Source organism: Methanoregula sp., from assembly GCF_050010295.1.
GTDB lineage: Archaea > Halobacteriota > Methanomicrobia > Methanomicrobiales > Methanospirillaceae > Methanoregula.
In genome coordinates this window covers 1-18,086 of record NZ_JBEKLH010000011.1, presented here as the reverse complement: position 1 = coordinate 18,086, position 18,086 = coordinate 1, and the positions used below count along the sequence as shown (strand labels likewise).

General features: G+C 53.6%; 18 protein-coding genes and 1 tRNA gene. 9 read left to right on the top strand and 10 right to left on the bottom strand.

Annotated features, from left to right (window positions below; translation table 11 throughout):
* Positions 1–16: 16 nt before the first annotated feature.
* The 5 genes from ABSB80_RS12005 to ABSB80_RS11985 all read right to left on the bottom strand — a co-directional run bounded on the left by ABSB80_RS12005 (position 17) and on the right by ABSB80_RS11985 (position 3,877).
* Entirely contained in the window at positions 17–508 is a 492-nt protein-coding gene (locus tag ABSB80_RS12005) for a hypothetical protein (protein ID WP_428370865.1), read from the bottom strand.
* Between the two features lie 6 nt (positions 509–514).
* Positions 515–1,027 (bottom strand): flagellin, encoded by a 513-nt coding sequence (locus ABSB80_RS12000; RefSeq protein WP_428370864.1) that lies wholly within the window; start codon positions 1,025–1,027, stop codon positions 515–517.
* Positions 1,028–1,030: 3 nt separating this feature from the next.
* Entirely contained in the window at positions 1,031–1,960 is a 930-nt protein-coding gene (locus ABSB80_RS11995; protein WP_428370863.1) for a hypothetical protein, read from the bottom strand.
* Positions 1,961–2,253: 293 nt separating this feature from the next.
* On the bottom strand, positions 2,254–2,865 hold the full coding sequence (locus ABSB80_RS11990) for a flagellin (RefSeq protein WP_428370862.1): 612 nt from the start codon (positions 2,863–2,865) through the stop codon (positions 2,254–2,256).
* Between the two features lie 400 nt (positions 2,866–3,265).
* On the bottom strand, positions 3,266–3,877 hold the full coding sequence (locus ABSB80_RS11985) for a flagellin (RefSeq protein ID WP_428370861.1): 612 nt from the start codon (positions 3,875–3,877) through the stop codon (positions 3,266–3,268).
* Positions 3,878–4,919: 1,042 nt separating this feature from the next.
* Here ABSB80_RS11985 and ABSB80_RS11980 point away from each other — a divergent pair.
* Positions 4,920–5,792 carry a hypothetical protein gene (locus tag ABSB80_RS11980; protein WP_428370860.1) on the top strand — a complete coding sequence of 291 codons (873 nt, stop codon included), beginning with the start codon at positions 4,920–4,922 and terminating at the stop codon, positions 5,790–5,792.
* Positions 5,793–5,932: 140 nt separating this feature from the next.
* Here the strand turns inward: ABSB80_RS11980 and ABSB80_RS11975 are convergent, their stop codons facing one another.
* A complete protein-coding gene (locus tag ABSB80_RS11975) occupies positions 5,933–6,310 on the bottom strand; it encodes a translation initiation factor IF-5A (protein ID WP_428370859.1) in 378 nt (125 codons plus the stop codon).
* A 105-nt stretch (positions 6,311–6,415) separates the two neighbouring features.
* Between ABSB80_RS11975 and ABSB80_RS11970 the strand changes: the two genes are divergently transcribed.
* The 5 genes from ABSB80_RS11970 to ABSB80_RS11950 all read left to right on the top strand — a co-directional run bounded on the left by ABSB80_RS11970 (position 6,416) and on the right by ABSB80_RS11950 (position 10,757).
* A complete protein-coding gene (locus tag ABSB80_RS11970) occupies positions 6,416–7,192 on the top strand; it encodes a bifunctional fructose-bisphosphatase/inositol-phosphate phosphatase (RefSeq protein ID WP_428370858.1) in 777 nt (258 codons plus the stop codon).
* A 4-nt stretch (positions 7,193–7,196) separates the two neighbouring features.
* A complete protein-coding gene (locus tag ABSB80_RS11965; RefSeq protein ID WP_428370857.1) occupies positions 7,197–8,009 on the top strand; it encodes an NAD(+)/NADH kinase in 813 nt (270 codons plus the stop codon).
* A gap of 162 nt (positions 8,010–8,171) precedes the next feature.
* Positions 8,172–8,663, top strand: a complete 492-nt coding sequence (locus ABSB80_RS11960; protein ID WP_428370910.1) for an amino acid-binding protein — start codon at positions 8,172–8,174, stop codon at positions 8,661–8,663.
* Positions 8,660–9,646, top strand: a complete 987-nt coding sequence (locus tag ABSB80_RS11955; protein ID WP_428370856.1) for a homoserine dehydrogenase — start codon at positions 8,660–8,662, stop codon at positions 9,644–9,646. The genes ABSB80_RS11960 and ABSB80_RS11955 overlap by 4 nt, the downstream gene beginning before the upstream one ends.
* Positions 9,630–10,757, top strand: coding sequence for a helix-turn-helix domain-containing protein (locus ABSB80_RS11950; protein ID WP_428370855.1), 1,128 nt, complete (start codon positions 9,630–9,632; stop codon positions 10,755–10,757). Before ABSB80_RS11955 ends, ABSB80_RS11950 begins: the two co-directional genes overlap by 17 nt.
* On the opposite strand, the gene ABSB80_RS11945 is transcribed toward ABSB80_RS11950, so the two are convergent.
* Positions 10,744–11,400 carry a type 1 glutamine amidotransferase gene (locus ABSB80_RS11945; protein WP_428370854.1) on the bottom strand — a complete coding sequence of 219 codons (657 nt, stop codon included), beginning with the start codon at positions 11,398–11,400 and terminating at the stop codon, positions 10,744–10,746. The genes ABSB80_RS11950 and ABSB80_RS11945 overlap by 14 nt on opposite strands.
* Before the next feature lie 266 nt (positions 11,401–11,666).
* Between ABSB80_RS11945 and ABSB80_RS11940 the strand changes: the two genes are divergently transcribed.
* Positions 11,667–12,065, top strand: a complete 399-nt coding sequence (locus ABSB80_RS11940) for a type IV pilin domain-containing protein (RefSeq protein ID WP_428370853.1) — start codon at positions 11,667–11,669, stop codon at positions 12,063–12,065.
* Between the two features lie 444 nt (positions 12,066–12,509).
* Positions 12,510–13,010, top strand: coding sequence for a hypothetical protein (locus ABSB80_RS11935; RefSeq protein ID WP_428370852.1), 501 nt, complete (start codon positions 12,510–12,512; stop codon positions 13,008–13,010).
* Between the two features lie 290 nt (positions 13,011–13,300).
* On the opposite strand, the gene ABSB80_RS11930 is transcribed toward ABSB80_RS11935, so the two are convergent.
* A tRNA-Leu gene (locus ABSB80_RS11930) sits at positions 13,301–13,385 on the bottom strand.
* A 275-nt stretch (positions 13,386–13,660) separates the two neighbouring features.
* Entirely contained in the window at positions 13,661–14,707 is a 1,047-nt protein-coding gene (locus ABSB80_RS11925; RefSeq protein ID WP_428370851.1) for an AI-2E family transporter, read from the bottom strand.
* 289 nt (positions 14,708–14,996) lie between these two features.
* Here ABSB80_RS11925 and ABSB80_RS11920 point away from each other — a divergent pair, with 289 nt between their 5' ends.
* Positions 14,997–16,202, top strand: coding sequence for a TraB/GumN family protein (locus ABSB80_RS11920; RefSeq protein ID WP_428370850.1), 1,206 nt, complete (start codon positions 14,997–14,999; stop codon positions 16,200–16,202).
* A gap of 459 nt (positions 16,203–16,661) precedes the next feature.
* Here ABSB80_RS11920 and ABSB80_RS11915 read toward each other — a convergent pair.
* The coding region (locus ABSB80_RS11915) for an IPT/TIG domain-containing protein (RefSeq protein ID WP_428370849.1) at positions 16,662–18,086 on the bottom strand (1,425 nt) is incomplete at its 5' end.

Sequence of the window (18,086 nt, the reverse complement as noted above, 5' to 3'; positions counted from 1 at the left end):
ATCTCCTGCAGATAGATTATCCATATACAATCTTGGAAGCATAAACCCCGTTATTCGTGCAAATCTCCACTTCGTAGTTAACCGGAGTTGCCCCGGGAACATACACGTTCACATACATCGATTCTCCGGGATCGAGTTCGCCGGGGTGGACGTAGTCGTTGATGATGGAACCGCCCCATGAAGGTGCTGACCCTTGGTTGGCCGGGTCATACAGGTATTCCGTGTAGCCGGCTCCCCCAAGGGTGTACACGAAGATGTCGGTGTGGGCAAAATCAGAGATGGTCTCCGTACCGGTATTATTGACGGTGAGGTTGATCGCATTTCCCGAGACCGTTACATTGGTGATTCTGAGATCGGTGTGGAGCCGTGACTCGGAAATGAGAGTCATATCTTTCTGGGCGTTCGAGACCACCTCCGCTGTGTTAAGCACATTGCCGACAAGGAGGTAAGCGACAATGATGATGAGCATTGTACCGATCGCAGTTCCGATAATCTCAGCGACGGCCATGGCCAATCAACTCGAGGTGAACTGGCTCGACCGCGAGACACCGTTCGGGAGAATGAACTGGAAGTACATCATGGTTCCTGGCCCCCACCCTTGCCCATGGTTCTGATTCGTCGCATCAATCTCGAGCGTCTCACCGGGGTCCCAGTAATTGTTGCGGTTGAGATCGGAAAGCGTGTAGGTCCATTTTCCGTCCGGCGGGGGTGGGGTACTAATGAGCAGATCCAGCCGTTTGACAGTCCCGACCGGGCCAAAGATGACATCCGAACTCCCGATCTCATTTATCGAGATTGACTGGCTGCCGACATTCTTCATGAATACCTGTGCAGAATACGTGGAACTACTGGCAAACGTGGCTACGACAACAAAATCGGTACGGAGCCGGACGTCCGAGGCATGCGTGGATGATGAGAAAGTTCCTGCCATCTGGTAAACGACCGGGAAGATCGCGTTGATGAGCACCGCTGCTGCTACGACAGCAGTTATCAGGAAAATCGCGGTGGTGAATGTGTCCGCAGACATCGGTTAGATCCTGTCCGGAAGATTCATCCACTCTTCGTCTTTCTCTTTCTCGCTGGACTTCTTATCCCGTGCAGGAATGCCGGAGAGGTCGATCTTCTCTTCGCGCCTCCCGTTCTTTGTCGCCGGGCTCTGCTGCCGCTGCTCCATCATGACCTCGATCATGTCCCGGTCGAGAGACGTGTCGTTCGGCACGAGAATGCGGTTCAGGGAATAGAGTTCGGCAACAAACTCGTCGGGCCCCACCTCGTGCTCCTCGCCAAGATTGGCCGGCATAAGCCGGGAAATCTCCCGGATCTCATCGGAGGATTCTTTCGAGATGTAGCCCATCACCCGGTACGATTCGAGGATGATCTCGAGCCGGTCGTGCCCGTACTTTTTCACCGACTCGTGGGTCCACTTGAAGAGTTTGTACACCTTCTGGAGCCGGAGTTTTTCACTTGCCGGGGTCTGGACTGCAGGGGTATTCTTGGACAGAGCCCCCATCTGGGATCTCAGGGCGGCAAACATCTGCTCATCCAGCATCTTTCTTTCCTCGTTCGCTGGCGGTGTGACCGCTGGCGCGACCTGCGGGGAGACCGGTTCTGCCTTTACCGGCGGGGTCTCGTTCCTGGACTCAGTCTCCATCTTTGCCTGTTCTGCCTCCATCTGGGATTCCCGTGCATCGAGCGCAGCTTCACGGGCCTCGAGTGCCGATTTTTTGGCTTCGCCGGCATTTGCTGATAGAGAATCCGCCCCTGCTCCCGGACTGCCCGATGCTGTAAGGGAGAGGGGATTCTCCATCTCGTTCATCCTTTCCCGTATGTCCATCAGAAGACGTTTGATGGAAGTCTTGATGAGGTCCACCTCGCGCTCGAGATTCTGGAGCTTGACCTCGGGATCATCTTCCGATGCGGCAGTAATAATATGGTCGACCTGAGACTGGTTTACCGCCATAAGGTATCTATTCGTTATATTACATTTTTAACTAATAAACATTCTTGTACTGAAATACGCGGAAATCGGGATGGAGCTAAAAAATATCGCGAATATTCAGAGGTTTCAGGTACCTGTTCCTCTGCAGTATGCATTTCCCCCCTCAACCGGATCAGGTCAGGAATATATAACTGAAACAGGTTTCGATCTGAGGTACCGGGGAGAGTTCATTACCAGATCTGACCGTGCGTGCCCGGGATTTTCCGGCGGTCCGTCATTCATGAAGGGATGTCACCAGACAAATAAAAAAAAGGTTAGTAGAGGACGTTTACCGCATTGATTGCCGCAGGTGCGGTCCGTGAAATACTGAATGCTGCGCCGACTGACGGCCTGACTTCAATGGAAAACAGATCGTTTTCGACAATATGATTGGCCGGTTCGCAGCTGATGGTGAACTGCTCGTTCGGCTGGAGCAGCGGTGAAGCGGTACTGGCATCACCGTTCGGCGGATTCTGGATCTCTGTAATCGCCCACCCGCCCTGACTGGGTTGGTTTATCGTCGTAGTGGTCATATCATGCGGCGTCAATGTTTCCAGGGTGCTCGCATTGCTGTAAACCATGACCACTTTTGAGAAGTCGATCGGTGTTCCACCGGGAGCTAATCCCATGCTGAAGTTGACATACGTAATCGTGTCACCGACAGCTCCGGTGCCGGAACCTGTACCATACACGTTCCCGACAATCTCCAGGGTCGAACTTGACTGCCCAACGCTGGTGTGCACTGTCGCCTGTGATTTCTGGGTAGTGAAGAACCCGGCACCGAGTACTACATACGAGAAACCAGCAGCAACAACAACGAATGCGATCAGCACGATCGCTGCCTCAAGACCGGTAAAACCATCTTCGCAGCTTGGAACAGAATCCACAGGTCATCCCCCTGTGTGTCAAATGTCAACGGAGTTGTATCTCAGCGATCAAGGATATAATCGCATATAAATTTATGCGAAATGACCTCCTGATTTCGTACGAACGGTAGGTACAGACCAACCGGTGCTACCGTGCTCTCATGTTATAGTACGTGTCGTTGCACATCGGTTCCAGGAAAGATCAGCTCTGTTGCATTTCTGGAGATTATCACGACCTTGTCGAGAAGCCTGCCGCTCTCCCGCCGGGAGCCGGCGCCTGGCGCTGAAGGAGACAAAAGACGGGTCCGGGTTGTACCTGGAGATGTCCCAAAGACACAATGTCGATCCCCGGACATGAGCGTGTTCGCGGGGACGATGGACCCGGGCAATCCGGATTCCACGAACAAATTAAAAAAAAAGGTTAGTAGAGGACGTTCACCGCATTGATTGCGGCAGGAGCGGTCCGTGAAATACTGAATGCTGCACCGACTGACGGCCTGATCTCAATGGAAAACACATCGTTTTCGACAATTGGATTGGTCGGTTCGCAACTGATGGTGAACTGCTCGTTTGGCTGGAGCAGCGGTGAAGCGGTAGCGGCATTACCGTTCGGCGCATTCTGGATCTCTGTAATTGCCCAATCTCCACCAGAGGGTTGCTGTATCGTCCCACTGGTCATAGTCGGCGGCGTCAATGTTTCCAGGGTGCTTGCATTGCTGTAAACCATGACCACTTTCGAGAAGTCGATCGGTGTTCCGCCGGGAGCTAATCCCATGCTGAAGTTGACATACTTAATGGTGTCGCCGACAGCTCCAGTGCCGGTACCTGTACCATATACGTTCCCGACAATCTCCAGGGTCGAACTTGACTGTTCAACGCTGGTGTGCACGGTCTGCTGTGCCTTCTGGGTCGTGAAGAACCCGGCACCCAATACTACATAGGAGAACACAGCCGCAACGACAACGAATGCGATCAGCACAATCGCTGCCTCGAGGCCGGTGAATCCCTCGTCATCTGATCTGAACGATTTCATAAATTCACCTCTATAATTCATAGACGCCAGCTCAATCTAACGTCTACATGTGATTAAAGAATCTTATTGCATAAATAGTTTGCTACAAAAAATTCGGATAATTATTTCATTCCAGAAATTTTGCTGTAAAAAAATTCCCATATTCCGTGATCTGGTATACCAGAATGACCGGAATTCCATTAATGTTCAATAACAGCACGATACCTGATTTAACGTTCTGAAAGAAGAGAAAATTCTCATAGGGTAGTAACCCCGTGGATTTCTGCCGGGGCGGTACGTGAGATCCCCGGCTGCACCCGATAGCCGGTCTGATTTCAAGGCCGGACAGGTCGTTTTGTAAACCTCACCGCTAATTCCTCCTGAACTGCCCCGGAACGGTTCGCCATTTTCAAAGAGGTAATTTGGATTTCCTGCCCGGTTCAGCACAGTAACGGTCCTCCACTCCCGGCACCTGCAGCTCCATGAACGGTGGCAACCGGGGCAGGCGTTTCCAGGTGTGTTACGGATGGTGAAGACGAGCTTTCAAGAGTCTGCTGCAATCCCCCGGAGTAGTAATCCCAACGTTGAAATTCCGGGTTTTGATGGGATTATCCGCCAGTCCGGTCCCTCGACGCTACCGGCGCCCTCCGGGGCTGAGCAGGCCTGCCCTCTGCCCGTGTGCGCGACTTCCTAACTCTTCCGGGTCGTGAAGAGACCGGCGCCGCGCACCAGGTACAAGCACCCCGCCGCGACGACAACGGGTGCGATCAGCACGATCGCGGCCCCAGGGGCGATAAATTCTTCAGTCTGGTTTCTGAATACGCTGACAATTCACCTGACGGTATCTGTGGACACCAGCAGGCACAGATTTCCATTAAATTTAAAAACATGCGTATATTCAATATTTTTTAAAATCTGAAAATAAAGAGAGGGAGGTAATGTAAGATTTCCCCTTTATACACGTCAGGAACTGAATAGTTAATTACCGTTAAACAAAACATAAGAGAATGGATAGTAAAACAAGAATTTATGTAGAGAAGACGAATAGGTTACTTTACATCTGATGGATAAAAAAGACATTACGTACGGTATAATTGCGCTTGTGATTATACTGGTCATTGCCCTTGTTGTCAAACCATTAGCCACCGGCCATCCTATCACTATGGGACTTCCTGTGCCTACCACACCGGTCCCCCAGTCCACGCAGGCAGTCCCGCTCCAGAATTACAGTCAGGTCGGGCAGGTGGTCGTCTCTTCTACAACCGTCCCGACACCATCCCCGACGCCGACATGGAATTCAACGGTTATCCAGGGAAAATTTGTCAGTCCTTCAACCTATGGAGTTATTTTTAACCGATCCATTCGCAATAGCACAAGAGTTGAAAATATACCGCAAAATTCGAGTATGACCACCTATCTCAACATATCCGGTCAGAACAGCGGCACGACCAGTATCATGTATATCCCGTTCCCTTACTGGGAACTCTGGTATACCGTTAATCCATACCCGGACAAGGTACTTCAATCAGTACAGATTACACCGACGCAGGGTGCAGGAATCTCGTATAGCGGGGTATCCGGTTCATATTCAACCCTGAATCCCCAGTTTACCATCCAGGTAATGGATGGGGATGACCCAAACCGCATCGTCAGGACAATCTCTCCTCCGGGAGGAATTAATCTGGATTTATGGCTTGGCGTGCCACATCCAACCGAGGCCGTACCGGTCGGTACCTCGGCGATTTGGACGCCGGTTGTACAAACCAATATAAAATACAAGGTTCAACCTACCCCTCCCCCGGCAGTCGACCCGCGGCCGTGGGTTGAAAAGTTTTTCGAAGGACAGAGAGATTATTATTTCATCATCACTGCACAGTCTCTGCAATCCTATTCCATTCAGATCCGTGTGCCGACAACCTATATCGGGAAATACTGATTTTACATCCTTTTTTGCGGGAACGGGTATACAAAAGATCCCGGATGTCAGGTAATCTGTCTGCATATTCACGTGATGAACCCCGGATGAGGAATAACTGGCGATTGAAAAAGGGTACTTGATCCGGTATCTGAAAAAACTTAATCAAATTTTTTCTTGCCCATGGATTCGATATACATGAACTCTTTTCCAACCTCTATCACGTTCTTCTTGTCTTCGGGAATGGCGATCTCGAAGTTGGAATAATCTTTCATATCCATGACCTGGGCCATATTCCCTGCAATTGAGAGGACCTGCCCGCTCTTGCGTTCGACCACCGGAATATACGTCTTTGCCGAGACCGGCTGGACGATGGACCGTTTGACACCGTCAAAGATCCCCACGGCGTCAATACGGGCTTTTGCTGCGCCATGCTTGCCGGGTTTCGATGTGGCAATCCCTACCACCTTGCAGGGTTCATCCTCGATAACGATATAGCGGCCTTCCTTGATCTTCCCGATCTCTGTCTGTTCTTTCATTCCGTTCTCACCTTAAATGTCATCATATGGTAAACGCGTTAGTAATTTATCTCTATTGCATTACATAAATACAGCGTTGATAAACGAACCGCGGATGTCATGACCATGGATTTTTTTTCTGCATGTGACCGGATGGCCGAACTGGTGGAAGAGAATATCCGGGACCTCGTCGGCAACCCCCGGGGCGGGGAGACGCTGAAGATCGGTGCAGACCTGACCCCGACGAAGGTGATCGACCAGGTTGCGGAAGACCAGGTCATCGGTTTCCTGCGGGAGAATCCCCTCTGTTCGCTCCTCATCAGCGAAGAAGCAGGCAAAGTGGAGTTTGACGGTGATGAAGGAACCCTGTTTCTTGATCCAGTCGATGGTACGTTCAATGCCGTGGCCGGGATCCCGTTTTATGCGCTCTCCATCGCCTATGCCCATGGAAATGTCATCAAGAAAGCGTTCGTCCGCAACCTCTCAAGCGGAGAGACGTTCACTGCGGAAAAAGGAAAATATGCGCGGTGTAACAACAAGCCTGTCCGGGTGTCGGACGTCTCCAGTCTCGATGCCTGTGCCATGAGCGTCTATGGCAGGAAATTTGACCCGACCCGGGTGATGCAGCTCGGCCAGAAGATCCGGCGCTGGCGCCTTCTCGGGGCATCGGCGCTCGAACTCTGTTACGTAGGATGCGGGAGAATCGACGGGTTCATCGATCTCCGCGGGACGCTGAGGGTCACGGATGCCGCAGCCGGCATGCTCGTCTGTACAGAAGCGGGCGGCAAGGTCACGGATCTCAACGGGAAGGCAATACGCTTCCCCAATGAAGTCACGGTCGGCCGCTGCATTGTCGCTACCAACGGGGTTCTCCACCACAAAGTAGTCGAATATCTGAGGTGATGACATGAAGGTGCTCATCGTTTCACGGATTGACAACCGGGATGCGCTTGCATTTGCCGGAAAAATACAGTCTGTCCTGAAAAAAGAAGGATGCGATGCCCTGTTTGACCAGGATACGGCAGCTGCCCTGGGGACCGGGGGAAGATCCCTTGCAAGTACGGATGCAGATGCAGTCATTGTCGTCGGAGGGGACGGCACCATCCTGCGGACGATCCAGGAGATGCACCGGCCTGCACCCGTCCTTGGGATAAACTGGGGGGAAGTCGGGTTCCTTGCAGACCTCGAACCATCTGAAGCCATCGAGTTCGTCCGGAAGCTTCCGGGAGGATTTACCGTCGAGGAGCGGATGAGAATCTCGCTGATAAAAGACGGCGACTGCCTCGGCGTTGCGTTGAATGAAGCCCTGATAGTCACGACCCGGCCTGCAAAGATGCTGCGGTTCTCGATCGATGTTGACGGGATGACGGCCGAGGAGTTCCGGGCCGATGGCCTGTTGATCAGCACGCCCACCGGTTCGACCGCCTATGCGATGAGCGCCGGGGGGCCCATTGTCGATCCCCGGATCCAGGGCTTTCTTCTCGTCCCCCTGGCACCGTACATGCTCTCGTCCCGCCCCCACCTCATAAGCAGTGACCGGAGCCTCCGGATACGGCTTGAGAGTACCAAGCCCGCAAACATGGTGATAGACGGGCAGCAGACTATTGAACTGGGAACATCGAGTACCATTGAAGTGAGGAGGTCTGACCTTCCCGCCCGGTTTGTTGATGTGCAGCGGAACTTCTTTGAGAAGGTGGACAACAAACTTCGCAAGCTGTAAATGCCAGGCTGGTCTCCCGACCGTTCCGGCAGGGGACCGCTGATGCCTGTTTTCGCAAAATCCTGACCGTCCGGCAAACGGGCAGTATATCCATTATCAAAATAGAAGGCTTATCTTGAAAGCCGATCTACTACATGACAGGTGGTTTTCGTGCAGGTCTCCATGAAACTCGAGATGAAGGATTCCCCTGGACAGCTGGTCGCTGCCCTCAAGCCTATATCTGAGGTGGGAGGAAACATAATCGCCGTCATCCACCAGCGCGAACCGGATCTGGACGGCGATATGCTCAATGTCCAGATCGTGCTCGAGCTGCCGGAAGGGAGGCTCGAAAACCTTGTTGTCCTCCTCCAGGAACAGGGTGTCCATATCCAGCGGATCGGCGAGGAACGCCTCCTCTATAAAAGGACGGTCATCATGATCGGCCACCTCATGCACACCGATCTCTCGGATACCGTCGACCAGATCGATACGACCGGGTTTGCCGAGGTGAGCGAACTCGCCATGAGCATGCCTGCAGTCAACGCACGTTCGTCATCGAGGATCACGATCAAGGCGGCAAGCAAGAACGACATGGAGGCTGCAATTGCCATTCTGAGGCGGGTCTCGGAACAGAAATCCCTGCTCCTCATTGAGCCGCTCGAGGAGATCTCATGAAGGTTGCGTTGATCGGGCTGGGTTCGGTTGGCAGGGGCGTTGCCGGAATGATAGCAAAAAAAGACCTCGGCATCACCATCACGGGTATCGCCGACTCCCGGAGCGGGCTCATCGATGGCGGTGGTGTCGATATTCCGGCTCTCCTCGCAAGGAAGAAAGAAGGCGGTTTCTGTGGCGACCAGACAATTTCCTCGGCTGACATAGTCAAAAAAGCTGACTACGATGCGCTCATAGAAGTGACCCCGACCGATGCGCTCTCCGGCGAACCCGCGACCGGCTATATCCGGTCTGCCATCTCCCGGAAAAAACATGTCGTCACATCGAATAAAGGTCCTATTTCCCTGTTCCTGAATGAACTTCGGATGGCGGCCCGCAAAAACGGTGTCGCCCTCCGGTACGAAGCCACGGTAGCCGGTGCGATCCCCATTATGCACACCCTGGAAGACGGGCTTGCAGGTAACGAGATCCTTGCCCTGTACGGTGTTCTTAACGGTACCTGCAACTTCATCCTCACCCGCATGGCTGCGGAAGGCCTCACGTATGAACAGGCCCTCATGGAAGCCCGGGAGATGGGGTATGCGGAAGCAGATCCGACCTATGATGTCCAGGGCATAGATGCGGCAATCAAACTGGTGATACTTGCAAATACGATCTGGGGCAACGGGGTGAAACTGGACGGTGTCGACCGCACCGGCATCGACCTCCTGACCGCAGATGCACTCCGCCTGGCCGAGGATGAAGGCTGCACCATACGGCTGATCGCCGAAGCCATTCCCCGGAAAAAGATCCTGCGGGTCTCTCCGCGCATCATCGGGAAAAACCATCCGCTTGTCGTAGACGGCACCCTGAACGCGCTGACCCTTGAGACCGATATGGCCAGGGAGATCACGCTCATCGGAAGGGGCGCGGGGTCTGTCGAGACGGCGAGTGCCATCATCGGCGATCTCCTCTATATCCGCGACCGTTATGTCCAGCGTGCTTGAACACCGGCGCACCTACCTGCGGCTCATGCGCCAGTACACGCTTGAAAGCGGGTTTTTTACGGTCACGGATATCCAGAAAGCAGCCGGAATACCCCGGAGCACCGCACAGGACTGGGTAAACCGCCTGGTGCAGGAAGGGTGCGTCCTACTAAAGGACGGGAAGAGGGGGAGGAACGCTGCCCGTTTTGCAGCGATCAGTGCGATGCCCTCCAGCACCTGCCGGAGGATATTTACCACGGTTGACGGGGACAGCGTGGGGATCTACCATGACTGCATGAGCGGTGCATGCGCGGCGTTCTGCGGGTATCATCATGCCCTTGCCGGAGGGGTCATTGAATGTGTCCAGCGGGACGGGACACTCCTCCGGGAGACTGCCCGGCTCGGCTCGGATGAAATTTCCGTAGGCCTGTCACCGCTCCCGGCGGTCGGTGTCTGCGGAGTGGACCGGGAAGACGGCAAAATTGTCCAGCATATCCGCTGCATTGGCGGGCCTGCATACTCCCTCTCGGATATGATGGCGCGGGCGGAAGGGGTAGTCCGGGTCGAGTCGGAGCACGGGCCGCAGATCGTCGAAGGAAAAGTCTGGACCCGGGCACTGATGCAGGTGACCATCGGCATTGATGACACCGATACCCGCGACGGGGGGGCCACGTTTGCCCTGGCCCTGGCCCTCCTCAGTTATGTCAGCAGGCAGAAGGGTGTCATTCCCATAAGCCACCATGTCGTGATGCTCAACCCGGACGTTTACACCAAAACTGCCGGGAATTCAGCCAGCTATATTGAGATTGCCGTCACACCGGACTCCTTCACCCGGCTCCCCGAGAAGATTCGCCGGTTTATTGCCGACGAGTCGCTCTCCAACGAGTGGGGGATAGCCATCAGGACCGGGCTCGGTCTTCCCGAAGGCCTGAGGGATTATGGCAGGATGGTCAGGCAGCAGGTCATCGGGCGCGCAACTGCCGAGGCAACTGCAGAGAGGTTTGGCATTGTGACGTACGGAGGCAACGGGGTGATCGGGGCACTGGGGGCTGTCGCTCTTGCAGGTCTTCCGAATGAGATCCTCCTTGACCCGAAAAAGAATAATTTCGCAGAACAGGTTACGGCCCGGTAAAATCCCCGGCAACCAGCCTGCACAACCGGTTGCTTTCAGGCAGGTACCGGGGTGTTTCACGGCGTATCCTGTTCTGCTGGTGCCGGGAGAGGCCGCGGGACCAGTCGTTTATCATACTCTCCGTCAGTTCCAGGTGGAACTGCAGCCCGAGGGCATTCTTTATCCGGAATGCCTGGTTCCTGACCACATCTCCGGAGGCAAGGAGCTTCCCTCCATACGGGATTTCAAACGTCTCGCCATGGAGCTGGAACACGGGGAATATTGCAGGGAACTGCTCAAATCCCCCGCGTGCACCATCCTCCTTTCTCAGGGAACGCCAGCCGATCTCCGGGACGAACCGGTAGACTTTTGCGCCGTACGCCGATGCGATGAGCTGGGCCCCGAGGCATATGCCCAGGACCTTCTGCTTCCTCCTGACCGATGTGCGGATCAGGTCTTTCTCCTCTTTCAGAAACGGGTACTCGTGCTCGTCGTTCACGCTCATCGGGCCCCCGAGAAAGATGAGATGGGTCGCATCACCGGGCACGACTTCGTTGGTCTCAAAGAGATCGTGATATGCAAAGGGTATGCCCCGTCCGGCAAAGACCGTCTCGAGGTATCCCAGCGGCTCATCGGGCACATGGCGGAACGCTGCTATTTTCATGGTAGTTCAGGAGAATTTTTTCTTTTCCCGGTACAAATGGTTTTGGAAAAAGATGACCGGCACGTGAACCGCACCCAAGGAGTCGATATATAAGCATGAAATAATATTTCAGAAGGGATCGGGACTTCATCCAAAAGGATATTTTTGATAATACGGCAATCAAATGCATCGGAATTCAAATCGAAATATTTATATGCTATTATTGAAAATAATCCACGCATACAGTGTCATGTCCATCGTTGGGCATTTTTCAGGTGTTTGAAACTATGGCGTTTACTAAAAAGAATGAAGAGGCAGTATCACCGGTCATTGGTGTGATCCTGATGGTCGCAATCACGGTGATCCTTGCGGCGGTCATCGCCGCGTTCGTGTTTGGAATGGCAGGGAACATCTCGAAGACCAAGGTAATTGCGGCAACAGCGCAAAGGACGAGTACGACATCCGTTACGGTTACGTACCAGGGCGGCCAGGATGCCGGCACAGTCATCAACATCAACTGGACTGTGGATGGCGGGATTCCTACTCAAATGAACACCGGTGCGAATATTTTAAGTGTCGGATGCAGTACATCTTTCACCGCGAGTAACCCCGGAAAGAACAACGTTGTTGGTGTCGCGTATTTCAATGACGGCACGCAGCAGGTCATCTACAACCAGAATATCTAATCTTTTTTCCCTATTTTAAGCCATATATGGGCACTTGAATTAGCCTTTATTCCCGGATGTTCAAAAAACCGGCAGAGCACCCAAATGCTGCAAACGTCTGGGCGGTTGTGAGTTTTTCCGGGATCGGGCCAGTAGTATTTCATCAGGGATTCTGAGGGGACAATGATTTCATCATGTATGATAAGGGGGGTAGTTCTCTCCAGAGACCGGTCCTTTAAGGATGGGAAGGAGACCCGAGGGAAGCACACTTGTACAGAATTGCTGTGGTGATTCCGAAGTAATTCCCGGACTGTGCTGCCGGGGAATAACAGTGCAGCAACGGTTCAAGAACAATATTTTCTCTTTTTTCCTCTCTATAAAAATTTTAGTATACGGGATTGTAACGTCAGCCGGCATTCGTTTCGATAACCTCAATACCCATCCAATAAAATTCTTGAGAGACAAATGACGCCCCGTTTCAGGATCCCGCTCATCCTCCAGATCTTTCTTTTTCTCGTCCCCATGAACATCTATGTCATCGGTGACGGGATAGGATCCGGCATCCAGTGGCTGTTGTTCCGCTATACCAGCACCTCCATGGGGAATGGTTTTATTTTCCTGTCACGGGAGATCGGGTTTGTCGGATCCGGTATATTGTCCGGCAGAAGTGCGCTGTCAACCGGGATATGGGCCCTTGCTGCAGCTATCATCGTCATCGCTACCATACTGGCCATCTACGCATACCTTGTAGGAGAACCGTCATACATCAGGTTTTCCGCCATCCTGAATTTCTCTACAGCAGTTCTGTTGATCCTTGCAATTGTCCTCCAGTACGGGATATCTCTCAACGGCCCGTCAGGTATCTCTGTTCCTCTTGGCATTCCTGTCATCCTCATCGTCGCTATCGTACAATATTACGGGCTGTTCAGCGAATATGATCCTGAAGAGGAAATTGACCTGAACTGAATTTTTCCCCCGTTTCACGAATCCACGGTAAACCCATTCCGTATCCTTTGTATTTTACACCGTCAAGTTCGCGATCTTCTTCATCCTGTTGTATGTCATCGTCCGGGACGTGCGCAGGCTCCAGGATCCCGGAGAACAGACGCATGCCCGGGTATAATCATGGCGGTTACAAAAAACGGTATGACAGGCCGAAAGGCAGGAAACCAAGCAGACTCCTGATGCCTGCACCGCCGGCTCAGGTGTCATTCGCTCAATGGAACGGGCTGACCGCTCCTGAACCGTAAAAACAATGCGTGGAGCAGGATTCGAACCTGCGGACCCCTGCGGGAACGGACCCTAAATCCGTCGCCTTTGACCTGGCTCGGCAATCCACGCCCTGCGTTGAGGTATCCCGGACTGGCTTCATCGACCGGCCCCGGATCCGGCGTCGATGTCCGGGCCTCTCTGCCCCCGTGTCTCCGGTATATTGGCGCAGGTGCGATAAGAGAGTATCTCCGGCTTTCATTCCGGTCAGGGCCGGGATCCCCGTCACATCTCCACCCGGATCACCACGCCATGGATCTTGTCAGAAGGCAGTTTGTAGAACTGCACAGAGGGTGAAGGCGCTTGATTGCAGCAAAGACACCCCGGCGGTGATCGTTCCGGAGGGTTCAGCCGGGAATACCCGCAGTCACGGATTTTTCTTCCCGGTAAATCCGGTAGCTGGTGATGAGAAGGACGAGGATCAACGGGCCGAGGACAAACCCTGCAATCCCCATCGTGAGTATCCCCCCCATAAAACCAGTGAACATGACCACCGGGTGGACATGGGCCCGCCTTCCCATCAGTACCGGGCGGATAAAAATTTCGGGCAGGGCAGCCACACCGATGTACCCGAGGAAGAAAAGGATGAGTACTCCCTGGAGATCTCCCAATGCCAGCGCATATGCGCCGATAAGAATGAACGCAACCGTTGAACCGAAGACCGGGATCAGTTCGCAAAATGCGGCAAAAAAAGAGTAAAAGAGGATGTTCCCATATCCCAGAAGATAAAAGACCGGCAGGGAGATGAAGAACGTCAGCACCGCAATGGAAAACTGTGCAACATAAATGACGTGGAGTGTATCGAACGTTACGGAGCTGAGCCGGGCATCATGCTTCCTGATGGACAGGAAAGGGATCCGGAGAAATACCTCCTCCTTGAGTTTTTCCCCGTACAGCAGCAGGAAGAAGACGGAGATGAAAAAAAGAAGCGACTGGATGGCTATCCGGGTCCCGTTCAGGATGATCGTGGATTCAAAATCGACAAAAAATTCCCTGGCAACAGAGAGCCAGTAGATAAACTGTGAGCGGAAAAAGGAAGCCGTTGAGGGAGAGATCTTCTGGTCGACAGCGAGCAGGGGGTTTGTCGAAGGGTCTGTAAGCCATAAGCGGATGGTATCCAGTATGGCCATGAGAGGTGCCGAATTTTTTGAAAATACGAATACCATGGTGGCGAGGATGGCCAGGAGGACAGAACAGACCCCCGCGGTGAGCACAGCAGCGGAAAGCCAGGGTTGTACAGAACGGGAAAACCGGTGATGGACCGGGAGGAGTATAACCGCTACCGATGCCCCGACAATGACCATGCTGGCAAACGGCCAGAAGAGGACCAGGCCAGCGAGCGCTAAAAGGCCCGCGATGATCCATGCAGGATAGTCTGTCCGAGGCTGTTTCATGAACCATTACCTAGTTGGATGGTCTCGGATTAATACGTGTGTCCGGAGGTCCGGAAGTACTGGAACGATACCCATTCCATTGCAGTCTTCCGGTTATCAGATAACGAGACCCGGGCACACTGCAGCGGTGCGCTCCTGTCTTCCCCGGGGGGTTGAAACGGGAAGCAGGCCGTCCATGAAGTTGTCGTCAGAACGGTCTTTCGCATACGTTCCGGTAAAAATCCGCGGGTGCCTCCCACCTCACTCCTTATCTTGGTGAACGGCAAATAGTAGAGAGAAACGATCTTCCATGGCAGAGATAAAAATCGTCGGGACCGCCCACGTCTCGCAGCAGAGTGTTGACGAAGTCCGGCTGGCTATCGAGGAGTTCAGGCCCGATGTCGTTGCTATCGAACTCGACCCTGCACGGTTCTCGGCACTGAAAAAACAGGGCCGCGACCCGACAGTGAACGATGTCCTCGCGGTCAGCAATTTCAACTCGCTCCTCGTCCAGTGGCTGCTCGCCTATCTCCAGCGGAAGATCGGGTTCGATGTCGGGGTCGAGCCCGGAGCCGAGATGAAAGCCGCAATCGAGGAAGCGGAGAAGAGGGGCATTGCCATCGGCCTTGTCGACCGCGATATCCGGGTCACGCTCCTCCGCTTCTGGAATTCCCTTGGGTTCATCGAGAAGATAAAGATGTTCTGGGCCCTCGTTATCTCGATCGCCGAGGTTGACAGGGGCCAGGAGATCGATATCGAATCGCTCAAACAGCAGAATGTTATCGACGTCGTGATGGAAGAATTCCGGAAATTTTCCCCGAACGGGGCACGGGCCCTTATCGACGAACGCGATGCGTATATCGCCCACCAGCTCGTCCTCCTGAAGGTGCAGAGGCCGGAAGGCAGGATCCTTGCTGTCGTCGGTGCCGGGCACCGGCACGGGATCACCGGGTATATCGAGAACCCCTCCACGCTCCCCCCCTTCGATTCCCTGACCCGGGAACCGAAGTCATTCCCGTGGGCAAAAGTATTCGGGTTTGCCGTCACCTTCCTCTTCGCGTTCCTGCTTGCCGCGATTGCCTTTTCCGGCGTCGGCTGGAACGTCCTTCTCTACGCATTCCTCTTCTGGGTGATCATCCACGGCACGCTCGCCGCCGTCTTCACCCTCTTTGCCGGGGGGCACCCGTACTCCGCCATCACCTGCTTCTTTGTCGCATGGATGACCTCGCTCAACCCGATGCTGCACGCCGGCTGGATCGCTGCGTACGTGGAAGCACGCGTGCGGAAACCACCCCTCTCGGACTTCCGGAAGATCTACGAGACCGAGTCGCTTGGCGAGATGGCAAAGATCCCCCTCTTCAAGGTAGTCCTCGTAGCAGCGCTTGCGAATCTCGGCAGCCTTATCGGGACGGTCCTGTATTTCATCTTCATATTCCCTGTCCTCAATATCGACCCGGGATATGTCATCTCGACCGGGGTCCACAACATGGGGACCTGGCTGACCGGTCTTCTCTGAACCCTTTCCGGAATGCGGGAACGCCCTTTTTGATCCGGGCAGAGGCCGTTGCCCGGTCTGGCGATCCGAATCCGGCGCCGGTTTTTTCCCAGAAAAAATCCATATTTTTCTCCGATGTAAATTTTGAGTTAAAGAAAATCCTAGCGGATAATCCACCAGGACTGCTTTTAGTTGCTATTAAACGAACGACCTGAAATCCAAAATTTTGGGGGTCACCTACCGATGGAATCGCCCGGAAAATCCGGCCCGGAAATCGGATCCGGATGGTGATAGATAGAGGGAATTACGGTTTTGATGCATCTACGGTTATTGCGGATTTTTCACTTCGAAAGAATTTTACAATACAAATGCAGACGCAACAGAACCCACCGGATAAACCTGAGCCCGGGTGGATCTGTTCCCGGATTTATGCAACACAGCAGATTTTTTGGAGACGGGAAACGAAAACGAGAGAAATAGTTATACCGTTGTCCCAATTAATGTCACAACAATTCGATACTCATTGGGGCTGCGAAGAACCGGATCTGCATAGGATACCTTCTGCTGGAATCCGAAGGGGTACGTAACCGGTGACGTTCCTGCAGTCCCGGTTACGATAGGTCCGCCAGTAGGTAATGTAACATAAATTCCTCCATTTGCATTAACCTGTAATGCATTTGCGAGCTTAATCGATGTTACGTATGCACTCCCGGTCCAGTCTGTCATAAAACCATTCGTATCAGTGGTATCTGCATCACTGGCTGCGACAGTCCAAGGCGCCGTACTGTTAACAACAACGTGTAATACATTATTTTCCGTAAATGTAGTGGCAGGATTAAGTGTCCATGACAATTCTGTTCCATTAATAATTATTTCAATTGATGGAGCCGGGGCTGGTATATAGGTGAATTTGTCGGCAGCAGAAGTCGCGGATGTGCCCACGGGTGCGATGACGGTGATGTCAACGGTCCCGTTACCCGCCGGGGCGATCGCGGTGATTGATGTATCGTTGTTAAACGAATACAAGGTCATTGGTATGGATCCAAACTTTACGGCAGTCACCCCGGTAAACGTGCTGCCGGAGATGGATACTGAGGTGCCGCCAAGGGTCGTGCCGTTTGCCGGTGAAATGCCGGTGACGACCGGCTGGGCCGGGGTCACGTAGGTGAATTTGCCGGCAGCAGAAGTCGCGGATGTGCCGCCGGGTGTGATGACGGTGATGTCAATGGTCCCGTTACCTGCCGGGGCGATAGTGGTGATGGAAGTATCGTTGTTAAACGTATACGATGTTGCCGGAGTGGATCCAAACTTTACGGCAGTCACCCCGGTAAACGCGGTGCCGGAGATGGATACTGAGGTGCCGCCAAGGATCGTGCCGTTTGCCGGTGAAATGCCGGTGACGATTGGAGGGGCCGTTGAGATGCCGGTGACAGGCGGGAGCACATAGGTGAATCGGTCGGAAGCAGAAGTTGCAGATGTGCCACCGGGCGTGATGACGGTGATGTCAATGGTTCCGGTACCAGCCGGGGCGATCGCGGTGATGGAAGTATCGTTGTTAAACGTATACGAGGTTGCCGGAGTGGACCCAAACTTTACGGCAGTCACCCCGGTAAACGCGGTGCCGGAGATGGATACTACGGTGCCGCCAAGGGTCGTGCCGTTTGGCGGTGAGATGCCGGTGACAGTCGGGAGCACATAGGTGAATCGGTCGGCAGCTGAAGTCGCAGATGTGCCCCCGGGTGTGACGACCGTGATGTCAACTGCACCTGTATTAGAACTGGGTGGGCTGGTTGCGGTGATGGAAGTATCGTTGTTAAACGTATACGAGGTCGCTGTTGGTTGGCCAAAGTTTACAGCAGTCACTCCGGTAAAACCGCTGCCGGAGATGGATACTATGGTGCCTCC